This window comes from Sinomonas cyclohexanicum, from assembly GCF_020886775.1.
GTDB classification, from domain to species: domain Bacteria; phylum Actinomycetota; class Actinomycetes; order Actinomycetales; family Micrococcaceae; genus Sinomonas; species Sinomonas cyclohexanicum.
On the sequence record NZ_AP024525.1, the window covers coordinates 2,335,343 to 2,355,528 of the forward strand.

A 20,186-nucleotide genomic window follows, 5' to 3' on the forward strand; every position below is an offset into this window, starting at 1 on the left:
CTGCCACGCGGGGGCGGGCTATCGTTCTGTCATGGAGACGGCAATCAGCCAGCACTTCGGCGAGATAGCCCTCGCGCCGGCGGGAAGCCGAGCCGTGGCCGGCTCGTTCACGCTCGGGGGCTCCCCGGTGGAGCTGGACTTGAACATCACCGACCAGGACCGGCTCGACGAGGCGTCGCTGCACAAGGTCGACTACAGGCTGCGCTTCCTTCCCGAACTCGTCGAGTCCGTGCGGGAGCTCATCGGCCAGGAGCTCGACGACGAGGACAGCGCCGCCGACCAGTACCGCCGCTTCCACTGCCAGAACCTCCGCGATGGCGACGTCACATCCGTGTTCGGGGTCGAGCGTCCCGAGGACATCAGCAAGGACGTCTTCCTCCGCGCGCTCAGGCTCGCGCACGTCGGGATCTTCCCCGGGCAACCAGAACGCTACTTTGTACTGGACTTCACCCTCGGCCAGGGCTTCACGGACGAGGTCCTCGTCGCCGCCGCCGATTCGGACGGCATGGTCGACGACGAGGTCCTCTGGGACTGATCCCGCTGCCCAGCACCAGCCCTGAGACGACGACGCCGGCCCCCGAGGAAACTCGGGGGCCGGCGTCGTCGTCGTCTCAGTCTCGCGCGGGCGCGGACGTCAGGGCCGTCAGGCGGTCACGAGCGCGGCGCGCGCGGCCTTGGTCGCCTCGACGAGGTGGCGCAGCGAGGCCTCCGTCTCCTCGTAGCCGCGGGTCTTGAGCCCGCAGTCCGGGTTCACCCAGAGCTGGCGGGCGGGAACGTGCGCGACCGCGGTCGCGAGCAACTCCTCGATCTCCTCTTGGCCGGGTACCCGCGGGGAGTGGATGTCGTACACGCCCGGTCCGACGCCGCGGCCGAACCCGTGGGCCTCGAGGTCGTTGACGACCTCCATACGCGAGCGGGCGGCCTCGATCGAGGTCACGTCGGCGTCGAGGCCGTCGATCGCGTCGATGATGGCCCCGAACTCGGAGTAGCACAGGTGCGTGTGGATCTGGGTGGGATCCGCGGCACCCGCGGTCGCGAGGCGGAACGACTTGACGGACCAGTCGAGGTAGGCCGGCTGGTCGGCGCGGCGCAGCGGGAGCAGCTCGCGGAGGGCCGGCTCGTCGACCTGGATGACCTTGATGCCGGCCGCCTCGAGGTCCGCGATCTCGTCGCGCAGCGCGAGCGCCACCTGGTTCGCGGTCTCGGCGAGGGGCTGGTCATCGCGGACGAAGGACCACGCGAGGATGGTCACCGGCCCCGTGAGCATGCCCTTGACCGGCTTCTCGGTCAGGGACTGGGCGTACTCGGTCCACGGGACCGTGATCGACGCCGCGCTGGAGGCGTCGCCCCACAGGATCGACGGACCGGCCTGGCGGGACACGTCGCCCCAGAGGATCGACGGGCGCGTGCAGCGGGAGCCGTAGGACTGGACCCAGCCGTGGACCGTGACGTCGAAGCCGTCGAGGTTCTCGGCGAAGTACTGGACCATGTCGTTGCGCTCGGGCTCGCCATGGACGAGCACATCGAAGCCGAGCTCCTCCTGAAGCTCAACGACGCGCTTGATCTCGTCCTTCATGAGCTTCTCATACTCGGCCGCGTCGATCGCGCCCTTGTTCAGGCGGGCGCGCGCCCCGCGGACCTCGGCGGTCTGCGGGAAGGAGCCGATCGTCGTCGTGGGCAGCGCCGGCAGGTCGAGGACCGCCTCCTGCGCCGCGGCGCGGACCGCGTACTCCGAGCGGGAGAAGTCGGCCTCGGTGAGGGCACCCGTGCGCTGGCGCACCTCGGGGCGGCGGACGCCGGGGGCCTGGGCGCGGGAGGCGATGACACGGGTGGCCTCCTCGATCGCCTCGCGGGCCGATGCGGGGTCGGCCAGGTAGGCGGCGAGGGTCGCCACCTCGCGCACCTTCTGGTCGGCGAATGCGAGCCAGCTGCGCAGGCCGGCGTCGAGCTGCTGCTCCTCGTCGACGTCGTGGGGGACGTGGAACGTCGAGGTGGAGGTCGCGACGGCGACGGCGAAGCCGTGCTCTGCCCCGGCGGCGCGGAGCGCGTCAAGCTTCTGGGCGGAGGACGCGAGGTCGTTGCGCCAGATGTTGTGGCCGTCCACGACGCCGGCCACGAGGGTCTTGCCCGCGAAGCCGGCAAGCTCGGCATCGGACGGCAGCGCGCCCTTGAACAGGTCCAGCGCAACGGCCTCGACGCCGGTCGCGGAGACGGCGGAGGTCAGCTCGCCGAGCCCGCCGTACGGTGCGGACAGGAGGATTGCCGGGCGGCCCTCACCCTCGGTGGCGGCGGTCAGCACGGCGTAGGCACGCTCGACGGCGGCACGCACCTCGGCGGGGCCGGCGCCGTCAAGATCAGCCACGAGGGCGGGCTCGTCGAGCTGGACCCACTCGGCGCCGGCGGCGGCGAGCTTCGCGAGCAGCTCCACATAGACGGGGAGGACATCGTCGAGGCGGGACAGCGGCGCGAACCCCGCCGGGGCGCCGTCGGACGCCTTGGAGAGGAGCAGGAGCGTCACAGGACCGACGAGGTACGGGCGGGTGACGCTGCCGTTGGCCTTGGCGAGCGCGAACTCCTCGACCACACGGTCGGACGAGAGCGAGAACTCGGTCTCCGGGCCGATCTCGGGCACGAGGTAGTGGTAGTTCGTGTCGAACCACTTGGTCATCTCGAGCGGCTGCTGCTCGGCGTTGCCGCGGGCGAGCGTGAAGTACGCGTCGAGGCCGAGCCGGCCGTCGGCGTCGTGCAGGTTCCCGAAGCGCGCGGGGACGCCGCCCAGTGCCACGAGGGTGTCGAGGACCTGGTCGTAGAACGAGAACGTGCCCGGGACGGCGGAGGGGGCGGTGAGCCCGAGCTCGGCGAGCCGGCCGGCCGTAGCCAGCTGGATCGACTCGGCCGCGGCGGTCAGCTCGGCCTGGCTGGTCTTGCCGGACCAATAGGCCTCGACGGCCTTCTTGAGCTCGCGGCGGCGGCCGATGCGCGGGTAGCCGAGCACCGTGGCGGAGGGGAACGGGACGATCTGGGCAGGGGTGTGCTGTGCGGTCATGGTGGAAGTCCTTGAAGTAGGCGTGGAGATCAGTGGGGATCAGACGGCGGCGCGGTGGCGTGCCGCGAGGAGCGGCCGGCTGGGCCGCGGGAGGTCGAGCCGGCCGAGGACCTCGAGGGAGGCGGCATGCTCGTTGAACGTGTACAGGTGGAGGCCGGGGGCCCCGGATTCGAGCGCCGCCTCGGCGAGGCGCACGCTCGCGTCCACCCCGATGGCGCGCACGGCCGGCGCGTCGTCTCCGGCTGCGCGGAGGCAGTCCACGAGGGCCGGGTCCGCGGCCACGCCCGAGAGTGCGGAGAGCTTCTCGACGCGGCGCAGGCTCGTGAACGGCATGATGCCCGGGATGATGGGGATGGTCACGCCGGCCCGACGGGCGCGCCGGACCAGCGAGCTGTACTGGTCCGCATGGAAGAACACCTGGGTGATCGCGAAGTCGGCCCCGGCGCGCTGCTTCGCGAGGAGGACCTCAACGTCATGCCCCTCGCTCGGTGACTCCGGGTGCTTGGTGGGATACGCGGCCACCCCGATCGCGACCTTTCCCGCCGCGAACTGGGCGGACCTGCGGCCCTCGGCACGCCGGATGAGCGCTACGAGGTCCTGCGCGTGCTGGAGGGCGTCCTGCGGGAGCGAACCATGGCGGGGGGCGTCTCCTCGGAGGGCGAGGATGCCCCGCACGCCGCGGTCGAGGAGCTCGTCCACGACGGCGGTGAGCTCTCCCGGCGTCCCGCCGACGCACGTCAGGTGCGCGAGGGGCCGCAGCGTCGTCTCCAGCTGGAGGCGTTCGACGAGGTCCAGCGCGGTGTCGTGGTTCGACCCGCTCGCCCCGTACGTGACGGAGACGTAGTCCGGGTCAGTGGCCTCGAGCTCGCGGATGGTCGTCCAGAGCGTCTGCGACGCGGCCTCGCTCCGCGGCGGGAAGAGCTCGTAGGAGAGGGCGATCGGGGTGGTCGCCCTCGAACTGGGGGCGTCAAGAAGGGCTGGTGGTGACATTTGCGTCCTTGGGGTCCAGTCTGCGGCCCGGCCGCGCAGGCGGACGGGCGGTGGAGGGAGTATCAGGGATCGCAGGGAAAGATGCCCACGGCGCCGCCGCGGACGGAGCGCTGAGACAGGCAGTTCCCCGCGGCAAATGTCAGGCCCTCACGGGGGCACCCACATCCCCGAGCCGGGGATCGCTGACACGTTGCGGAAGCAACTTGCCTACGAGCCTATGAATCCCCGGTGGGGCGGTTCAAGCCCTGTGGCGAATGTGTCGCGGGGTGAAGCGGATGTGACACGGGGTGACGCCGGATGCAGCGGGGCTGCGCCCGCCCTCGGTGCCCCCGGACGCTCCACGCTAGCCGCCGAGCAGGAGCCGCTCGGCCCGGGGGGCGAGGGCCCGCTCGAGCACGAGGCACGCGGCCCCGACGGCTCCGACATCGTCCCCGAACCCCGTTCCCACGAGCTCGACCCGGTGGATTCCCCGGGTCGCGAGGAGATCGTTGACCATGTCCGGCATGACGGCGAGGCAGAACTCGGCCACCGGCCCCCAGAACGGCCCCCCGAACACCATCCGCCCCACGTCGAGCATGTTGCCGACGACGGCGGCGGCCCACGCCATGTTCTGCGCGGCGGCCCTGAGGATCTCGACGGCGCGCTCGTCCCCCTCGCCCACAAGCCGGTTGAGCCGTGCGAACGCCTCCTGGAAGTCCGCAGCGGTCGGGTCATCCCCGAACGGCGGCAGTACGCCTGCCTCGATGGCACTGCCCACGATCCGCACAGGCTCGAGGACCGTGGCGATCGTCCCGCGCATGCCACAGCCGTCGAAGCAGTCGGGACCGTCCGGATCGACGATGATGTGCCCGATCTCGCCGGCGTTGCCCGAGCTTCCCCGGTACACCTCGCCGTTGAGCACGAGCCCGGCGCCGAGGCCGGTGCCGAGGTAGAAGAACGCGAACGAGTCCGTCCCTCCCGGGGTGCCGGCCCAGATCTCAGCGACGGCGGCACCGGTGACGTCCTTGTCCATCGTCGTCTCGAGGCCGGTGGCCTCCTGCACCATGGCCTGGAGCGGCACGTCCACCCATCCGCGCAGCAGCGGGGGCCCGACGACGGCCCCGCGCTCGAGGTCGATCGGCCCTGGGGCGGCAACACCGATGCCCGCCACGAGCTTCCGCGGCACCCCGGAGTCCGCCAGCAGCCGCTCGACGCATTCGGCAATGGCGGCCACGACCTCCTCGGGCTCGTGGCTGCGCGGCGTGACGAACATGTCCTTGGCAACGATCGCGCCGACGAGGTCCAGGAGCACGACCGTGACGATGCTCGGGTCGAGGTGGACGCCGACTGCGTACATGCCCTTCGGATTGAGCCGCAGGATCGTGCGGGGCTTGCCCGGCCCGGAGCCCTCTTTGCCCGCCTCGACGATGAGCTTCTGGTCGAGGAGGCGGCGGGAGATGTTCGAGATGGTCTGGGGCGACAGCCCGACGATCTGGGCCAGCTCGACGCGGCTGAGGCCGGACTCGGAGCGGCGGATCGCGTCGAGGATCACGGTGAGGTTGAAGTCGCCCATTCTGGGCAGATTGGTGCCTCGGCGGGCGGCGGACTGCCGGGTCTCCGTCACTGGGTCCTCTCAGGTCACGGAAAGTACTACTTCGAAGTACGTTACCGTCTAGAACAATTCTCGCACCGAAGGCACGAGGCCGTGACCCATGTCCCACCTTCCACGTCTGCCAGCGGCAGTGGCCGCCCCGCCCGCCGAGGTCCCCATCACGGCGGAGCTCGTGGCCGCGCTCCTGGGCGACCAGCACCCGGACCTCGCGGGGCTGGCGCTCCGAGCGGCCGCCGAGGGGTGGGACAACGTCATCTTCCAGCTCGGAGACGAGCTGTGCGTGCGTCTCCCCCGCCGTGCGCTCGCCGCGCCACTGCTGCTCAAGGAGCTCGACATCGTGCCCGGCCTCGCGCGGCGCCTCGCCGCAGCAGGGGTGGACATCGGGCTGCCGGAGCCGGTCCGCCGCGGCCGTCCGGGGAGGGGCTACCCCTGGGACTGGAGCGTGTGCCGATGGACAGAGGGGACGTCCGGGCTCGAGGTCGCGTCATCCGACCGTGCGGCCGCGGTGCCCCAGCTCGCGGCCTTCCTGACGGCGCTGCACGCCGAGGCCCCCGCTGATGCGCCGGCCAACCCGTTCCGGGACGGCGGCCTGGACTCCATCGACGCCCCGATCCGCGAGCGCCTCGCGAGGGTGGCCGGACGACCCGATGCGGCAGCGCTCCGAGCCCTCTGGGACCGGCTGCGCGTCACCGCGCCCCTGGACCGGCCCAGACGCTGGGTGCACGGCGACCTGCACCCCGGGAACCTGCTGTTCGCCCCGGACGGGAGTCTCGCGGCCGTCGTCGACTTCGGTGACCTCTGCGCGGGCGATCCGGCCGTTGACCTGGCCTGCACGTGGCAGCTGTTCGGACCCGCCGACCGCGCCCGCTTCCGCTCGCTTCTGGGCAGCCCGCCGGGTCGCGGCCCGCACGGAGATGACGGCCCGGCCTACGACGGCGGCTGCTGGCAGCGTGCGGCCGGGTGGGCCCTTCACTTCGGCCTGCTGTCGGTGGCCACCGAGGGCAACGACCCCGCGTTCGAGCGCAACGGCGAGGACACCCTCGCGGCCCTCCTCGAGGACTTCGCCTAGGCGGGCGTGCTAGGCGGAGGCCGCTTTGCCCTTCGTCACCCTGCGCACGGACCGCGTCACCGTGAACTTCCGATCGCGGCCCAAGACCTCGGTGGGCCCGACGGCGCGCCGCAGCGCCGAGCGGTAGTCGAGGTGGCTGTTCGCGACGCACCACAGCTCTCCCCCGGGCCTCAGCACGCGTCCCGCCGCGCCGATGAGCTTGAGCCCGGCCCCCGCGTGCACGGTCGCGCCGAGGTGGAAGGGCGGGTTGAGGAGCACGACGTCGGCCGCGGCCTCGGGCAGTGACGCGGCAGCGTCGTCGTGCTCCACGGTGACGCGGCCAGCGAGTCCGTTGGCCTCGACCGTGGCCCGGGCAGACCGCACGGCCGCGGCCGAGCGGTCGGTCGCCACGACCCGGGCCGACGGGTGCCGCAGCGCGTAGGCGACCGCGAGGGCACCGGTGCCGCAGCCGAGGTCCACCGCGTCCCCGTCCGGGACGCGGTCGAGGAAGCCGAGGAGGTACCGCGTCCCGATGTCGAGGCGGGGTCCAGCGAAGGCGCCGCCGTGGGCGCACAGGGTGAGGCCGGCGTCGTCGTGCCTCACGCAGACGGGGAACGGCGGCACCTCCGGCACGGGGAGGGATCCTGTGGCGGCGAGCAGCCGGGACTTCTGCACGGCGAGGCCTGCGCGCACGTCGGAGAAGTGCGTCCGCAGGACGTCGTTCATGGCGAGGGTCATGTGCTTGAGCCGGCCGCCTGCCACGAGCTCCGCGTCCGGGGCTGCCCAGCGGGCCACCGCATCCGCGACCTCCTCAAGCTCGGCGAGTCCCCGCGGCAGCTGGGCAAGCACGAGGCGGCCCCCTGCGAGCAGGCCTGCGTCGAGTTCGTGGGCGTGGAACGTGCCCGCGAGGCCGAGGGCCGCGGCGTTGGCCGCGAGGGCGGACCGGCCCGTCGCGAGGTCCTGGTGGACGCGGACCCCGCTGAGGCCCGCGGCGGCGAGCTGCAGCGTGATGGCCCCGTATGCGTCCCCGATGACCGCTATCTCGGGGCCGGAGAGCCCCCGCGCCTCGGCCAGGTCGAGGCCGCGGGCTGCGAGGAGGCGGTCTGTCACGTCATAGGCCTGCAGGTTCTCCGCCTCGACGTCGGGAAAGCGGCGCAGGGCCTCGAACGGGAAGTGAGTGGGCCCTGAGAAGGGGGTCGCCCCAGCGGGGTGGGGATCGTCGTCGTGCACCCGACTACCCTATGCCGCCCTCACCGGGTGCCGAGCCATGCGAGCGCGGCCTCCGCGGCGCGGAATCCGGACATACCGTGCGTGCCCGGACCGGGCGGGGTCGCGGCCGAGCACAGGTAGACGCCAGGCACGCCCGTCGCATAGGGATGGGCCGCGCGGGGTCTCGCGATCAGCTGCAGCCCTGCAGTGCTCCCCGTGCCGATGTCGCCGCCCACGAAGTTGGCGTTGTGCGCCTCGATCGCGGCCGGTCCCCGGACGGCGACGGCCCGGACGCGCGACCGGAAGCCCGGCGCGAATCGCTCGATCTGGGCGATCAGCGCCTCCGTCGCGTCGCCTGCGTAGCCGTGCGGGACGTGGGCGTAGGCCCACACCGGGTTGATCCCGTCCCGCGAGCGCGTGGGATCGGCGAGGTACTGCTGGCCGACGAGCACGAACGGCCTCGCCGGCATCCTCCCGGCGGCCACGCTGGCCTCGGCGGCCGCGATCTCCTCGAGCGTCCCGCCGAGGTGAACGGTCCCGGCCCGGGGGGCGTGCTCCCCCCTCCATGGCACGTCCCCCTCGACGGCGAAGTCGACCTTGAACGCGGCCGGCCCGTGCCGGTATCGCGCGTAGGATCTGGCCGTTGCTGCCGGGAGCCGGTGGCCGAGAATGCGGGCGGCGGCCGCGGGAGCGACGTCGAGCAGCACGAGGTCCGTGCTGGCCAGGGCCTCCGCGGACTCGACGCGGACGCCCGTCTCGACGGAGCCGCCGAGCGACGCGAGCTTGGCTGCGAGCGCGCGGGTGATCGCCCCGGAGCCGCCCTCTGCGACGGGCCAGCCCACGGCGTGCGCGGCTCCCGCGAGGACGAGTCCGACGGACGTGGTCAGCGGCGCGTCGAGCCGCGCGAACGCGTGGGCCGCGATCCCGGCGAACAGGGCCCGCGCCGGGTCGCCGCCCCACCGGCGCGCGGTCACGGTGGCGGGGAGCACGGCATCGAGCCCGAAGCGCGCGAGCAGTAAGGGGTGGCGGGGAACGTGCACCACGGGGCCGAGCAGGTCCCCCACGAGCCGCCCGAAGTCCCGTGCGGTGCGGCCCACGATCGCGTCCCACGCCGGCCCGTCCGAGGCGAGCTCCGCCGTCGTGCGCTCGAGGTCCTGCCAGAGGACCGCCTCGCGGCCGCCGTCGAGCGGGTGGGCGAGCTGGACCTCGGGCCAGCACCAGCGCAGGCCGTGCTCCTCGAGTCCCAGTCCGGAAAGGAATGGGGACGCCGCGGCGAAGGGGTGGAACGCGGAACAGTCGTCGGCGACCACGCCTGGAAGGGCCGGCTCGGAGGAGCGGCAGCCCCCGCCGACCGTGTCCTCGGCCTCCAGGACGCGCACGTCGAGGCCGCTCGCCGCGAGGTGCACCGCGGCGGCGAGCCCGTTGGGTCCGCTCCCCACTACCAGGGCAGTGCTCACGGTCCTATCCTGCCACCCGGCTCTCGCGCCCGCGCCCTGCGCGGGGGATGATCCAACCATGGGTCGTGCAGCGCCGGGCGGAGAGCCGTCAGCGGGACGCACGACGGCGCGAGCCCGCCTCCCCGGCTGGGTGCCGCTCGCGCCGTGGCTGAGGCATTACGAGAGGCGATGGCTCCGCGACGACCTCGTCGCGGGGGCCGCACTGTTCGCGCTCCTCATCCCGGCCGGCATGGCCTACGCCCAGGCTGCGGGCCTCCCCCCTGCCACGGGGCTGTACGCGACGGTCGTGCCGATGGTGGTGTACGCGGTCGTCGGACCGAGCCGTGTGCTCGTGCTGGGGCCGGACTCGGCCCTCGCGCCCCTCATCGCCGCGTCCGCCCTGCCGCTCGCGGCCGGGAGCCCCGGGCGGGCGGTAGCGCTCGCCGGGCTCCTCGCCGTGCTCATGGGCGCCATCATGATGGCAGGTGCGGTGCTGCGGCTCGGAGTCGTGACCCAGCTGCTCTCGCGCCCGATCCGTCTCGGGTATCTCAGCGGGTTGGCCCTCGTGGTGATCGTCTCCCAGCTGACGACCCTCTTGGGCGTGCACGTCTCCGGCGGGAGCCCGTGGGAAGAGCTCGTGGCGACGGTCCGGGCCCTCGACCAGGTGAACCCTGTCTCCCTTGCGGTCGGTGCAGGGTCCCTCGCGGTCATCGGGCTCGCCCGCGCGATGGGCTGGCGACTCGTCGGCGTCCTCGCGGCCGTGGTGGGCTCCGGCGTCGTGACCTGGCTCCTCGGCCTCGAGCACCGCCTGACGGTGGCCGGAGCGCTGCCAGCCGGGCTGCCGCCGGCCTCGCTGGCCGGGGTCGGCCCTGCCGACGCCGTGGCGCTCGTGCTGCCCGCGGCCGGGATCGCGCTCATGACGTTCGCCGACTCCGGGGTCCTGTCCAAGAGCCTCGCCGCCCGCTACGGCGGGGACGTGTCCGGCAACAGGGAGCTCGCCGCGATCGGGCTCGCCAACGCGGCAACGGGCGTCCTCGGCGGCTTCCCCGTCTCGGCGAGCGGGTCCCGGACGCCCGTGGCGCTGGATGCGGGGGCCCGCAGCCAGGTCGCCGGTGTGGTCGCGGCCGCGCTCGTGGCGGCGTTCATGCTCGTGGCACCCGGAGCGACCGCGTACCTGCCGACGGCGACTCTCGCCGCGGTCGTCATCGCCGCGGTGATCGGCCTCGTGGACGGCCCTGAGATTGTCCGGCTCGCGCGCATGAGCCGAAGCGAGACGGTCGTGATGGCTGCCGCGTTCGTGGGCGTGACGACGCTGGGCGTCCTCACGGGCATCCTCGTCGCAATCGGGCTCGCCCTCCTTGAGTTCGTGCGACAGGCCTTCACGCCGTACCGCGCGGAGCTGGCCCACCTCGAGGACGTTCCCGGCTACCACGATCTCTCGCGCCACCCCGAGGCGGAGCGCATCCCAGGGCTCATCCTCGCGAGGTTCGACGCTCCCCTGTTCTTCGCCAACGGCTCGGTCTTGACGGACTACCTCCGCTCGCTCGTCGAGGCCGCGGACCGTCCCGTGACGCATGTGGTGCTCGCCTCCGAGCCGATCACGGGCATCGACACGACCGCGTTGGAGGAGCTCATCGAACTCGACGAGTGGCTGGCCGAACGCGGGATCCAGTTCGTGTTCGCCGAGCTCAAGGGCCCCATGAAGGACCGCCTCCTGCGCTTCGGCACCCGGGCGAGGTTCGGCGTCGACCACTTCTACCCCACGGTGAGCGCCGCGGTCCGGGCGCTGCGTGCGGACCGCGAGGACCGGGGAGACAGGCACGACGGCGACGGCGGGCCGCCCCCGGACGGCCCGCCGTCGAACGTTGCGCCCTCTACGGGGTGATGACCGCGAACACGGCGTCGGTCCGGTTGGCCGTGTCCCCGTTGTTGGCCCAGATGGACAGCGACGCGAAGGACGAGCCCTTCGCGGCCAGGCCCTCGTAGTCGCCCAAGAAGTAGCCGCGGGCGACGGGCGCCATCATGGCGTCCGTGGGGCCGTGCACATGCTTCTCGCTGCCGAACGCCGGCGTCCCCACCGGCGAGGACGTGAACCAGTAGTCAGTCGGCAGGGTGGTCGTGTTCCCGACCGTGAGGTTGCGGAAGTCGTAGTACGTGACGCCGACGGTTCCGTCGGCCACGCGCACGCTCGGGTTGAAGGCCGGTACGCCCTGGGGTGTGTTCACCCGCGCGGGCTCGCTCCACGTCGCGCCGCCGTCGGACGACGTCGAGACTGCGACCTCGTCGTAGTGCCCGCCGTTGAACCTCGAGTCCTGCCACACGACGTACAGCTGCCCGGTGGCCGGGTCGATGGCGGGCTCAGGGATGATGTCGCCGGTGCGGAGCGGGGCGCCCGTGTTGGGGTCGCTCACGCCCACAGTGTTGAGCTTCGCGATGACCTGCGGCGCGGTCCACGAGTCGCCGCCGTCGGTGGACTTGATGTAGGCGACGTTGAGGCCGTGAAGCTTGTCGACGCCGTTCTTCCCCGTGCCCAGGATGAGGTCGAAGAAGTCGTACAGCGTGCCGTCGGGGCCGACGACGATCTGGTTGCCGATGGTCTGCTGGTTCTGTTTGGTGGGGACGACGATCCTGGCTTCGCTCCAGGTCACGCCGCCATTGGTCGTCTTCGAGAACCACGCCGGGCCTGTGAACGCCGAGGCGTGCGCCACGGCCTGCGGGTTGTCGTTCGGCGAGACGAGCCGGTCCCACACGGCATAGGCGGTGCCGGAGACGGCCGGATCCGCCGTGACGGACTCCTTGTCGTTGAAGTACTTCGGTGAGGAGTCGTCCTTCAGGGTGCTGAGATTGCCCCACGTCTTCCCGCCATCTGTCGACGTTGCCGCGAGCACCGCCGTTACCGGCCCGTGGCCTTGGAACGACAGAGCCACGGAGTAGGCGGTGCCGTCGGGCCCGATCGACACCCACGGGTCGGAGGAGCGGTCGTAGCGGTCCGAGCCGCCAGCACACACGCTGAACGGCTGTGCGGTCTCGCCCCACGTCGCACCGCCATCCGTGGAGTAGCCTGCGACGAGGCCGTGGGCGCCGCCATCGGACCAGCGGTCCTGCTGCCAGACGCCGATGATGTTGTCCTGGTTGGCCGGGTTGACTGCGAGCCAAGGTTCGACCTCAGCATTGACGTAGTTGACCGAGCCCGGCCCGTCACCGGCAGTGCATGACGCGAAGGGGCTGGGCCCACTCGCGACGACGGGGTCGAGAGTCGCTGCGGATGCTCCGGGCATGTTGAGCATGAGCGCGGCGGGCAGCAGGGTGAGCAGCGCGGCGCGGCGCACGCGTCTTGTAATCACGGCATTCTCCTGTTCAGGATGTGTGAGTGATGGATAGGTGGGGTGCGAAGTCTGGAGCCCGCCCTACGGGCCGGTGGGCTCGGGGAAGCTCCACGTCTCGAGGTCGCCGAGGGGCTCGGCCTCGAAGCCGGGGAGACGCGCCGCGGCCACGGCGGCGGCGAAGCCGCGGCTCGTGCTGAACTGGTCGCGGTATCTCCCGACGAACACGGCGGGCTCCTTCCTGCTCAGTGCGCCTCGAGGCGCGGATGGAGGTGCGCCCACGGCCGGGCGGCCTCGAGCTGGGCGGCGAGCGCCATGAGACGGGCATCGTCGCCGGGACGGCCCAGGAGCGCGACGGCGACCGGCAGACCGTGGGCGTCCAACCCTGCCGGAACGCTCATCGCGGGGCCGCCGGTGATGTTGGCGTACTCGGCGTCGAACATGAGGAACCCGCCGGCGGCCTTCTCGCCCCGCAGGGGCTCGTCCTCGGTGCCTGTCAGGGTACCGAGTGGCACCGGCGGACCGCCCATGGCAGGGGTGAGCCACACGTCCACGTCCGAGAAGAACCCCGCGGTGCGCCGCGAGAAACGCTGGAGTTCCTCGACGCCAGCCAGGTACTCCCCGGCCCCGAGACGCCGGCCGCGCTCGAACAGCGCGCGCGTGTACGGCTCGATGTCCCCCTCGCCGGGCTCCCTGCCGGTGCGCCGTGTCCAGTACACCCGGATCCAGTCCGCAGCGCCCCGGTAGACGGCCGCCATGGCGCGGTGCCCGTCCCGACCGAGAGCTGCGGGCGCCCCCTCGGTCACGGTGTGGCCGAGCCGGGCCAGGAGGCCAACGGTGTCCTCGAGGGCTCCCGCCCACGCCGGGTCGACGTCCTGTCCGCCACGGGGCGTGGCGGTCGCGGCGATGCGCAGCCGCCCCGGACCGTCGGCGAGCGCGGCGAGGCACCCTCCGGGTTCTCCGGCGGCGGCGTAGGGATCGCCCGGCTGGGGTCCGGCGACGGCGTCGAGCAGCGCCGCGGAGTCGCGCACGGACCGCGTGAGGGCGTGCTCCACTGCGAACCCGCCCACGATGTCGCCGTACGCGGGCCCCATCGGGACGAGGCCCCGGCTCGGCTTGAAGCCGAATACCCCGCACCATGCCGCCGGGTACCTGAGGGACCCACCGAGGTCATTCCCGTGCGCCATCGGGACGATGCCGGCCGCGACGGCCGCAGCCGAGCCTCCGCTCGACCCGGACGTCGAGCGCGTCAGCTCCCACGGGTTCCGCACCGGTCCATGGGCCGCAGGCTCGCAGTGTGGCGCAAGCCCGAACTCGCACGTGGCCGTCTTCCCTACCGTCACGAGCCCGGCCCTGCTGTGCCGGAGGGCGAGCTCCTGCGTGTGCGTCGAGACGGTCCCCTCGGCCCAGCGGGACCCTTCCGAGAACGGGGTGCCCTCGATCTCGAGCGCGAGGTCCTTGACGAGGAACGGTACCCCGGCGAAGGGTGCGCGGGACGGGGAAGGCGGCGGGGCGCCGTCGTGCGCACCGCCCGGGACGTCCGCGAGCGCGCCGCCGGGGCCGGCCTCCCACACGAGCGCGCCCAGCGGCGCCCCGAGGGCCCGGACGCGCTCACGGAACTCGGCCTCGAGCTCCGCAGTGCTCGCGGCACGGGTCCGGACCAGCGCGGCCTGCGCGAGGCCGTCGAGCCAGCGGAGCTGCTCGTCCACGCCTTCAGGGGACCACCGGCCACGCCTCGGCCGCAAGAGCCGGACCGGCCGAGTGGCCCGTCAGGCCCGGTGCGCCCGGATGAAGTCCGCGGTGGGCCCGGCGAGCGACGCGCCGACTTCCTCAGCCGGGCGCTTGACGCCCTTGACGGCGAACGAGTGGTCGCCGCCCTCCTGCCATGCCAGCGTCGCGGTGGGAAGCTTGGCGACGACGCCGTCCAGGAGGTCCGCGGTGGCAAGGGTGTCCCGAGTCCCCGAGAGGAACAGCATCGGGAGGGTGATGGCGTACAGGTGCTCGTCGCGGAGCCTGTCCGGCTTCCCTGCGGGGTGCAGGGGGTAGCCGAGGAAAACGAGGCCCGCCGGGTCGATCGCCCCCTCGGCGACGGCCATCGAGGCCATGCGGCCGCCGAACGACTTCCCCGCGGCCCACAGCGGCTCCCCGGCCGAGCGGCGTCGTGCCTCGGCGAGCGCAGCCGTCCAGACGGGAATGGCCCTGGGCGCGCGGTCCGGGAGGCGCTTGCCGGCCTCCATGTACGCGAAGTTGAACCGGAGGGTCGCGAGCCCGAGCCCGTTGAGCGCCTCGCAGTAGCCCACGAGGAACGGGTGGTCCATCCCCGCGCCGGCGCCGTGGGCCACGACGACCGTCGCGGCCGGAACCTTGCCCCGTGCCGGCCGTGCGTACACTCCGGAGACGTCTCCGGAGGGGGTGCGGAGAGTGATGCGTTCGCCGTGTTCTGCCATGGGACTATCCTGCCCTTCATGGACCTCGACGTCAGGCCGATCCCCAAGCCGCAGCGGCACCGCGCCGTGTTCGCAGCCTTCGCCAACCTCGCCGTCGGCGAGTCGTTCGTGCTGGTGGCGAACCACGATCCCGTGTCCCTGCGCGCCGAGTTCGACGACGACCAGTACGGCGCCTCCGCGTGGGACTACCTCGAGCGGGGTCCCGAGTGGAGGATCCGCCTCACCCGGACCGCGAGCACTCCCCTGCCGCGGGTCCTCACCGACACCCTCGCGCTCGCCGCGGCGCACGACGCCGACGCGTCGGGTGCCGTGTTCCGGCTCACCATGGGCAACAGGGACCTCGACTCGAACGTCATCGCCCTCCCGCCGGGCGGGACGATCGGCGATCACGTGGGCCCCGATCTCGATGTGCTCCTCCACGTCATCGCGGGCGGGGGCACACTGGCCACCGAGGCCGGCAAGGTCACCTTGGTCCCAGGGGCGCTCGTCTGGCTCCCGCGGCGCTCGCGGCGTCAGTTCGAGGCCGGGCCGGATGGCCTGCGCTACCTTTCCGTGCACCAGCGCAAGCCCGGTCTGGGTCTCACGCGGCGGGGGTGAGCCCTGCCCGACGCCCATGCCTATTCGGAGAGGTTGACGATCATCGCCTCGAGTGTGCGCAGCGTGCGCTCGTACTCGCCGTCCTCAAGCCCGCGGACGCTGACGTCCCTCAGCCCCTGTACCGTCTCCCGTGCCCCGTGCAGCTCCTCGCGGCCCAGGTCGGTGAGGCGGAAGACCCCGGACTTCTCGGCCACGAGCCCTCCCCCGAGCAGCGGCTCGAGGTGGCCCTCGGAGGTCCCCTGGGCGTCGGCCTCGAGGAATGGCGCGATGGCCTCGTCGAGCTGGGCTACTGTCGACTCGGTGTCCGCGAGGACGTTGAGGAGCTGCCACTGGCGGCGGCTGAGCCGGTGGCGCTCGAGCGCCTCGTCGAAGCGGTCCTCGAGGAGCCTATCGAGGGTCTTGAGCAGGAAGCCGAGCGGCTGCTGGGTCTGGTTCATGGCATCACTCCCGCGCAGAGGGGATCATTCGGTACCACTCTGCGTGAAGCGCGGCCGTCCTGGCTAGGGACCTCAGTCCATCTGCCGCGCCTGTGTGCGGATCTCGCGGCCCGCGGACTTGACGGTCTGGGCCAGGCTCGCGGCCGCGGTTCCCTCCCCGTCCAGCACGGCGGAGGTCAGGTCCTCGACGAGGTCGATGTATTCAGTGAGCTTCACGGCGCCAGTCTAGGAATGAGCGCCGCCCCACAGAGCGAACGGCGAGTGAAGCCCGGGCGAAGATCACCGGACGCCGCAGGTGGGGACAACGGTGGTCAGACGCAGAAGAGGCCCGGATGCCCGGGCCTCTTCTGCGGTGGTGGAGGTACTGCGACACTATTCCAGCCCGCACCGCCACTCTTTGACGAAGTGGAACAAGATAGTGGTGGCGCCGCCGCAGCAACCAGGGACCCCTGACTCGTGCCACTTGGGTGGCGGATTTTCGTTGATAGGGCTCTGACCTGCGGCTTCTTCCGGGTCGAGTGGCGGCCTTGGTTACTAAGAACCTGTCGGAAGGTAGCCTCGGAGGGTGGCTTCCAGGTTCGTTCGCAAGGTCAGGACTGCCTCGGGCGCCGTCGCTGTCCAGATCGTGTCCAAGGATCGGGGCCAGGTCGTGGAGGTCGACCATGTGGGTTCGGCCCATACCGATGCCGAGCTGGCGCTTCTGCTTGACCTGGCCCGCGATCGGCTCCGGCCCGGCCAGGGGACGCTGGACCTGGGCCCGCTGCCCCGCGCAGAGGTCCGAACCGAGGACGTCGCCGACTGGACGGCCGCCGCCTCGCTGCCGGTAGCCGCTCCCAGCGGACGCCCACGGCTCGTGGCCGGCGGCGGGCGCGTGGTGTCAACGGCATCGCTGCTGCTCTGGGACGTCTTGGCCCAGGCCTACTCCCGTCTGGGATTCGATGCCCTCGACGATGAGGCGTTCAGATCGCTGGTGCTGGCCCGGATCATCGAGCCCACGTCGAAGGCCGACACCCTCCGGGTCCTGGAAGAGATCGGGGTGCCCGCACCGGCGCTGCGCACGGTGTTCCGATGCCTGGAGCGCTGCAGCAGGCAGGACTACCGCGACATCCTCGCCAAGGCCTGCCTCGCGCACTCGGTCCGCGCTGCTGGGCCTGCGGCGATGGTCATGTATGACGTGACCACGCTCCATTTCGAGAATGAGGACGAGGACGAGCTGCGCAGGGTCGGGATGAGCAAGGAGCACCGGGTGGACCCGCAGGTCCAGGTCGGGCTGCTGGTGGACCCGGGCGGGTTCCCGCTGGAGGTGCACCTCTTCGACGGGCGCAAGGCCGAGACGACCACTCTGGTGCCGGTGCTGAAGGCGTTCCAGGAACGCCACGGGGTCACGGACATGGTCGTGGTCGCCGACGCCGGCATGCTCTCGGCGGGCAACCTGAACGCTCTCGAGGATGCCGGGTTCGCCTTCATCGTCGGCTCCCGCCTGACCAAGGCACCGTACGACCTCGCCGATCACTTCGAAGCCCACGGGGACTGGTTCGAGGACGGACAGATCCTCGAATCCATCCGGACCATGGGAACCGGCAAGGACGCGAGGGAACGGCGGATCGTCTACCAGTACTCGTTCAAAAGGGCCAAGCGCGACCGGCGCACCATCAACCTCATGATCGAGAAGGCCGAACGCATCGCCGCCGGCACCACTCCCTTGAAGAAGGCGCGGTTCCTGAAGGTCACCGGCGCCGAGAAGGCCCTCGACCAGGCCACCATCGACCGGGCCCGGAAGCTGGCCGGGCTGAAGGGCTACGTGACCAGCCTGCCCGAGACCACGATGAGCGGCGCCGCGGTGATCGGCGCCTACCACGACCTCTGGCAGGTCGAGGCGTCCTTCCGCATGACCAAGTCCGACCTGAAGGCCCGGCCCGTCTTCCACCACCAGCGCGAGGCCATCGAGGCCCACCTCACCGTCGTGTTCGCAGCCCTCGCCATCGCCCGCCGCCTCCAAGACGCCACCGGCGTGAGCATCAAGAAGCTCGTCCAGACCCTGCGCCCGGTCCGCTCGGCAACAATCGAGGTCAACGGCCAACGCCTCACCCTCGAACCCGACATCCCCCCGAAGGCCCAAGACATCCTGACAACACTCGGCCTCACCGCAGGTCACTAAGGCAAGTGGCACGACTCAGGCCCGGGCGAAGATCACCGGACGCCGCAGGTGGGGACAACGGTGGTCAGACGCAGAAGAGGCCCGGATGCCCGGGCCTCTTCTGCGGTGGTGGAGGTACTGCGACACTATTCCAGCCCGCACCGCCACTCTTTGACGAAGTGGAACAAGATAGTGGTGGCGCCGCCGCAGCAACCAGGGACCGCGAGGCCACGACGGCAGCGCTCCCCTGCCACCATCAGGTTGAGCGAGCGACTGAGCAGCCATGCCGTCGCCGAACCTGAGTCGTGCCACTTGCCTTAGTGACCTGCGGTGAGGCCGAGTGTTGTCAGGATGTCTTGGGCCTTCGGGGGGATGTCGGGTTCGAGGGTGAGGCGTTGGCCGTTGACCTCGATTGTTGCCGAGCGGACGGGACGCAGCGTCTGGACGAGCTTCTTGATGCTCACGCCGGTGGCGTCTTGGAGGCGGCGGGCGATGGCGAGGGCTGCGAACACGACGGTGAGGTGGGCCTCGATGGCCTCGCGCTGGTGGTGGAAGACGGGCCGGGCCTTCAGGTCGGACTTGGTCATGCGGAAGGACGCCTCGACCTGCCAGAGGTCGTGGTAGGCGCCGATCACCGCGGCGCCGCTCATCGTGGTCTCGGGCAGGCTGGTCACGTAGCCCTTCAGCCCGGCCAGCTTCCGGGCCCGGTCGATGGTGGCCTGGTCGAGGGCCTTCTCGGCGCCGGTGACCTTCAGGAACCGCGCCTTCTTCAAGGGAGTGGTGCCGGCGGCGATGCGTTCGGCCTTCTCGATCATGAGGTTGATGGTGCGCCGGTCGCGCTTGGCCCTTTTGAACGAGTACTGGTAGACGATCCGCCGTTCCCTCGCGTCCTTGCCGGTTCCCATGGTCCGGATGGATTCGAGGATCTGTCCGTCCTCGAACCAGTCCCCGTGGGCTTCGAAGTGATCGGCGAGGTCGTACGGTGCCTTGGTCAGGCGGGAGCCGACGATGAAGGCGAACCCGGCATCCTCGAGAGCGTTCAGGTTGCCCGCCGAGAGCATGCCGGCGTCGGCGACCACGACCATGTCCGTGACCCCGTGGCGTTCCTGGAACGCCTTCAGCACCGGCACCAGAGTGGTCGTCTCGGCCTTGCGCCCGTCGAAGAGGTGCACCTCCAGCGGGAACCCGCCCGGGTCCACCAGCAGCCCGACCTGGACCTGCGGGTCCACCCGGTGCTCCTTGCTCATCCCGACCCTGCGCAGCTCGTCCTCGTCCTCATTCTCGAAATGGAGCGTGGTCACGTCATACATGACCATCGCCGCAGGCCCAGCAGCGCGGACCGAGTGCGCGAGGCAGGCCTTGGCGAGGATGTCGCGGTAGTCCTGCCTGCTGCAGCGCTCCAGGCATCGGAACACCGTGCGCAGCGCCGGTGCGGGCACCCCGATCTCTTCCAGGACCCGGAGGGTGTCGGCCTTCGACGTGGGCTCGATGATCCGGGCCAGCACCAGCGATCTGAACGCCTCATCGTCGAGGGCATCGAATCCCAGACGGGAGTAGGCCTGGGCCAAGACGTCCCAGAGCAGCAGCGATGCCGTTGACACCACGCGCCCGCCGCCGGCCACGAGCCGTGGGCGTCCGCTGGGAGCGGCTACCGGCAGCGAGGCGGCGGCCGTCCAGTCGGCGACGTCCTCGGTTCGGACCTCTGCGCGGGGCAGCGGGCCCAGGTCCAGCGTCCCCTGGCCGGGCCGGAGCCGATCGCGGGCCAGGTCAAGCAGAAGCGCCAGCTCGGCATCGGTATGGGCCGAACCCACATGGTCGACCTCCACGACCTGGCCCCGATCCTTGGACACGATCTGGACAGCGACGGCGCCCGAGGCAGTCCTGACCTTGCGAACGAACCTGGAAGCCACCCTCCGAGGCTACCT

General features: G+C 71.6%; 17 protein-coding genes. 5 read left to right on the plus strand and 12 right to left on the minus strand.

Annotation, left to right across the window (positions count from 1 at the left end):
* The first annotated feature begins 31 nt into the window (after window positions 1–31).
* A complete protein-coding gene (locus SCMU_RS11165; RefSeq protein ID WP_229229243.1) occupies window positions 32–535 on the plus strand; it encodes a DUF2004 domain-containing protein in 504 nt (167 codons plus the stop codon).
* Window positions 536–643: 108 nt separating this feature from the next.
* Here SCMU_RS11165 and metE read toward each other — a convergent pair whose 3' ends face one another.
* The 3 genes from metE to SCMU_RS11180 form a co-directional block, all read right to left on the minus strand.
* Window positions 644–3,046: a 5-methyltetrahydropteroyltriglutamate--homocysteine S-methyltransferase gene (metE, locus tag SCMU_RS11170; RefSeq protein WP_229229244.1), complete on the minus strand. Its 2,403-nt coding sequence runs from the start codon at window positions 3,044–3,046 to the stop codon at window positions 644–646.
* Between the two features lie 39 nt (window positions 3,047–3,085).
* On the minus strand, window positions 3,086–4,036 hold the full coding sequence (locus SCMU_RS11175; RefSeq protein WP_229229245.1) for a methylenetetrahydrofolate reductase: 951 nt from the start codon (window positions 4,034–4,036) through the stop codon (window positions 3,086–3,088).
* 343 nt (window positions 4,037–4,379) lie between these two features.
* Window positions 4,380–5,588: an ROK family transcriptional regulator gene (locus SCMU_RS11180; protein WP_229229246.1), complete on the minus strand. Its 1,209-nt coding sequence runs from the start codon at window positions 5,586–5,588 to the stop codon at window positions 4,380–4,382.
* Between the two features lie 139 nt (window positions 5,589–5,727).
* Here SCMU_RS11180 and SCMU_RS11185 point away from each other — a divergent pair, with 139 nt between their 5' ends.
* Window positions 5,728–6,696 carry an aminoglycoside phosphotransferase family protein gene (locus SCMU_RS11185; RefSeq protein WP_229229247.1) on the plus strand — a complete coding sequence of 323 codons (969 nt, stop codon included), beginning with the start codon at window positions 5,728–5,730 and terminating at the stop codon, window positions 6,694–6,696.
* A gap of 9 nt (window positions 6,697–6,705) precedes the next feature.
* On the opposite strand, the gene SCMU_RS11190 is transcribed toward SCMU_RS11185, so the two are convergent.
* Both SCMU_RS11190 and SCMU_RS11195 read right to left on the minus strand, forming a co-directional pair.
* On the minus strand, window positions 6,706–7,833 hold the full coding sequence (locus SCMU_RS11190) for a class I SAM-dependent methyltransferase (protein ID WP_229233017.1): 1,128 nt from the start codon (window positions 7,831–7,833) through the stop codon (window positions 6,706–6,708).
* A 92-nt stretch (window positions 7,834–7,925) separates the two neighbouring features.
* Window positions 7,926–9,341 (minus strand): phytoene desaturase family protein, encoded by a 1,416-nt coding sequence (locus SCMU_RS11195; RefSeq protein WP_229229248.1) that lies wholly within the window; start codon window positions 9,339–9,341, stop codon window positions 7,926–7,928.
* Window positions 9,342–9,399: 58 nt separating this feature from the next.
* Between SCMU_RS11195 and SCMU_RS11200 the strand changes: the two genes are divergently transcribed.
* On the plus strand, window positions 9,400–11,205 hold the full coding sequence (locus SCMU_RS11200; protein WP_229229249.1) for a SulP family inorganic anion transporter: 1,806 nt from the start codon (window positions 9,400–9,402) through the stop codon (window positions 11,203–11,205).
* Here the strand turns inward: SCMU_RS11200 and SCMU_RS11205 are convergent.
* From SCMU_RS11205 to SCMU_RS11220, 4 genes are all read right to left on the minus strand, one after another.
* Window positions 11,195–12,664: a sialidase family protein gene (locus SCMU_RS11205; RefSeq protein ID WP_229229250.1), complete on the minus strand. Its 1,470-nt coding sequence runs from the start codon at window positions 12,662–12,664 to the stop codon at window positions 11,195–11,197. The genes SCMU_RS11200 and SCMU_RS11205 overlap by 11 nt on opposite strands.
* Window positions 12,665–12,727: 63 nt before the next feature.
* Entirely contained in the window at window positions 12,728–12,871 is a 144-nt protein-coding gene (locus tag SCMU_RS11210; RefSeq protein ID WP_229229251.1) for a hypothetical protein, read from the minus strand.
* A gap of 17 nt (window positions 12,872–12,888) precedes the next feature.
* Window positions 12,889–14,352 carry an amidase gene (locus tag SCMU_RS11215; protein WP_229229252.1) on the minus strand — a complete coding sequence of 488 codons (1,464 nt, stop codon included), beginning with the start codon at window positions 14,350–14,352 and terminating at the stop codon, window positions 12,889–12,891.
* A 60-nt stretch (window positions 14,353–14,412) separates the two neighbouring features.
* Entirely contained in the window at window positions 14,413–15,090 is a 678-nt protein-coding gene (locus SCMU_RS11220) for an alpha/beta hydrolase family protein (RefSeq protein WP_229229253.1), read from the minus strand.
* Window positions 15,091–15,108: 18 nt separating this feature from the next.
* Between SCMU_RS11220 and SCMU_RS11225 the strand changes: the two genes are divergently transcribed.
* On the plus strand, window positions 15,109–15,687 hold the full coding sequence (locus SCMU_RS11225; protein WP_338027555.1) for a DUF2249 domain-containing protein: 579 nt from the start codon (window positions 15,109–15,111) through the stop codon (window positions 15,685–15,687).
* Between the two features lie 20 nt (window positions 15,688–15,707).
* Here the strand turns inward: SCMU_RS11225 and SCMU_RS11230 are convergent, their stop codons facing one another.
* Window positions 15,708–16,124 (minus strand): winged helix DNA-binding protein, encoded by a 417-nt coding sequence (locus SCMU_RS11230; protein WP_229229254.1) that lies wholly within the window; start codon window positions 16,122–16,124, stop codon window positions 15,708–15,710.
* Between the two features lie 72 nt (window positions 16,125–16,196).
* Window positions 16,197–16,340 carry a hypothetical protein gene (locus SCMU_RS11235; RefSeq protein ID WP_229229255.1) on the minus strand — a complete coding sequence of 48 codons (144 nt, stop codon included), beginning with the start codon at window positions 16,338–16,340 and terminating at the stop codon, window positions 16,197–16,199.
* 349 nt (window positions 16,341–16,689) lie between these two features.
* Between SCMU_RS11235 and SCMU_RS11240 the strand changes: the two genes are divergently transcribed.
* Window positions 16,690–18,282 carry an IS1634 family transposase gene (locus SCMU_RS11240; protein WP_229229256.1) on the plus strand — a complete coding sequence of 531 codons (1,593 nt, stop codon included), beginning with the start codon at window positions 16,690–16,692 and terminating at the stop codon, window positions 18,280–18,282.
* Window positions 18,283–18,578: 296 nt separating this feature from the next.
* Here the strand turns inward: SCMU_RS11240 and SCMU_RS11245 are convergent, their stop codons facing one another.
* Entirely contained in the window at window positions 18,579–20,171 is a 1,593-nt protein-coding gene (locus tag SCMU_RS11245) for an IS1634 family transposase (RefSeq protein ID WP_229229256.1), read from the minus strand.
* Window positions 20,172–20,186 lie beyond the last annotated feature (15 nt).

Coding starts and splice junctions, on each gene's coding strand:
- SCMU_RS11165 (WP_229229243.1), top strand. CDS start 32: ATGGAGACGGCAATCAGCCAGCACTTCGGCGAGATAGCCCTCGCGCCG.
- SCMU_RS11175 (WP_229229245.1), bottom strand. CDS start 4,036: ATGTCACCACCAGCCCTTCTTGACGCCCCCAGTTCGAGGGCGACCACC.
- metE (WP_229229244.1), bottom strand. CDS start 3,046: ATGACCGCACAGCACACCCCTGCCCAGATCGTCCCGTTCCCCTCCGCC.
- SCMU_RS11185 (WP_229229247.1), top strand. CDS start 5,728: ATGTCCCACCTTCCACGTCTGCCAGCGGCAGTGGCCGCCCCGCCCGCC.
- SCMU_RS11220 (WP_229229253.1), bottom strand. CDS start 15,090: ATGGCAGAACACGGCGAACGCATCACTCTCCGCACCCCCTCCGGAGAC.
- SCMU_RS11225 (WP_338027555.1), top strand. CDS start 15,109: ATGGACCTCGACGTCAGGCCGATCCCCAAGCCGCAGCGGCACCGCGCC.
- SCMU_RS11180 (WP_229229246.1), bottom strand. CDS start 5,588: ATGGGCGACTTCAACCTCACCGTGATCCTCGACGCGATCCGCCGCTCC.
- SCMU_RS11200 (WP_229229249.1), top strand. CDS start 9,400: ATGGGTCGTGCAGCGCCGGGCGGAGAGCCGTCAGCGGGACGCACGACG.
- SCMU_RS11230 (WP_229229254.1), bottom strand. CDS start 16,124: ATGAACCAGACCCAGCAGCCGCTCGGCTTCCTGCTCAAGACCCTCGAT.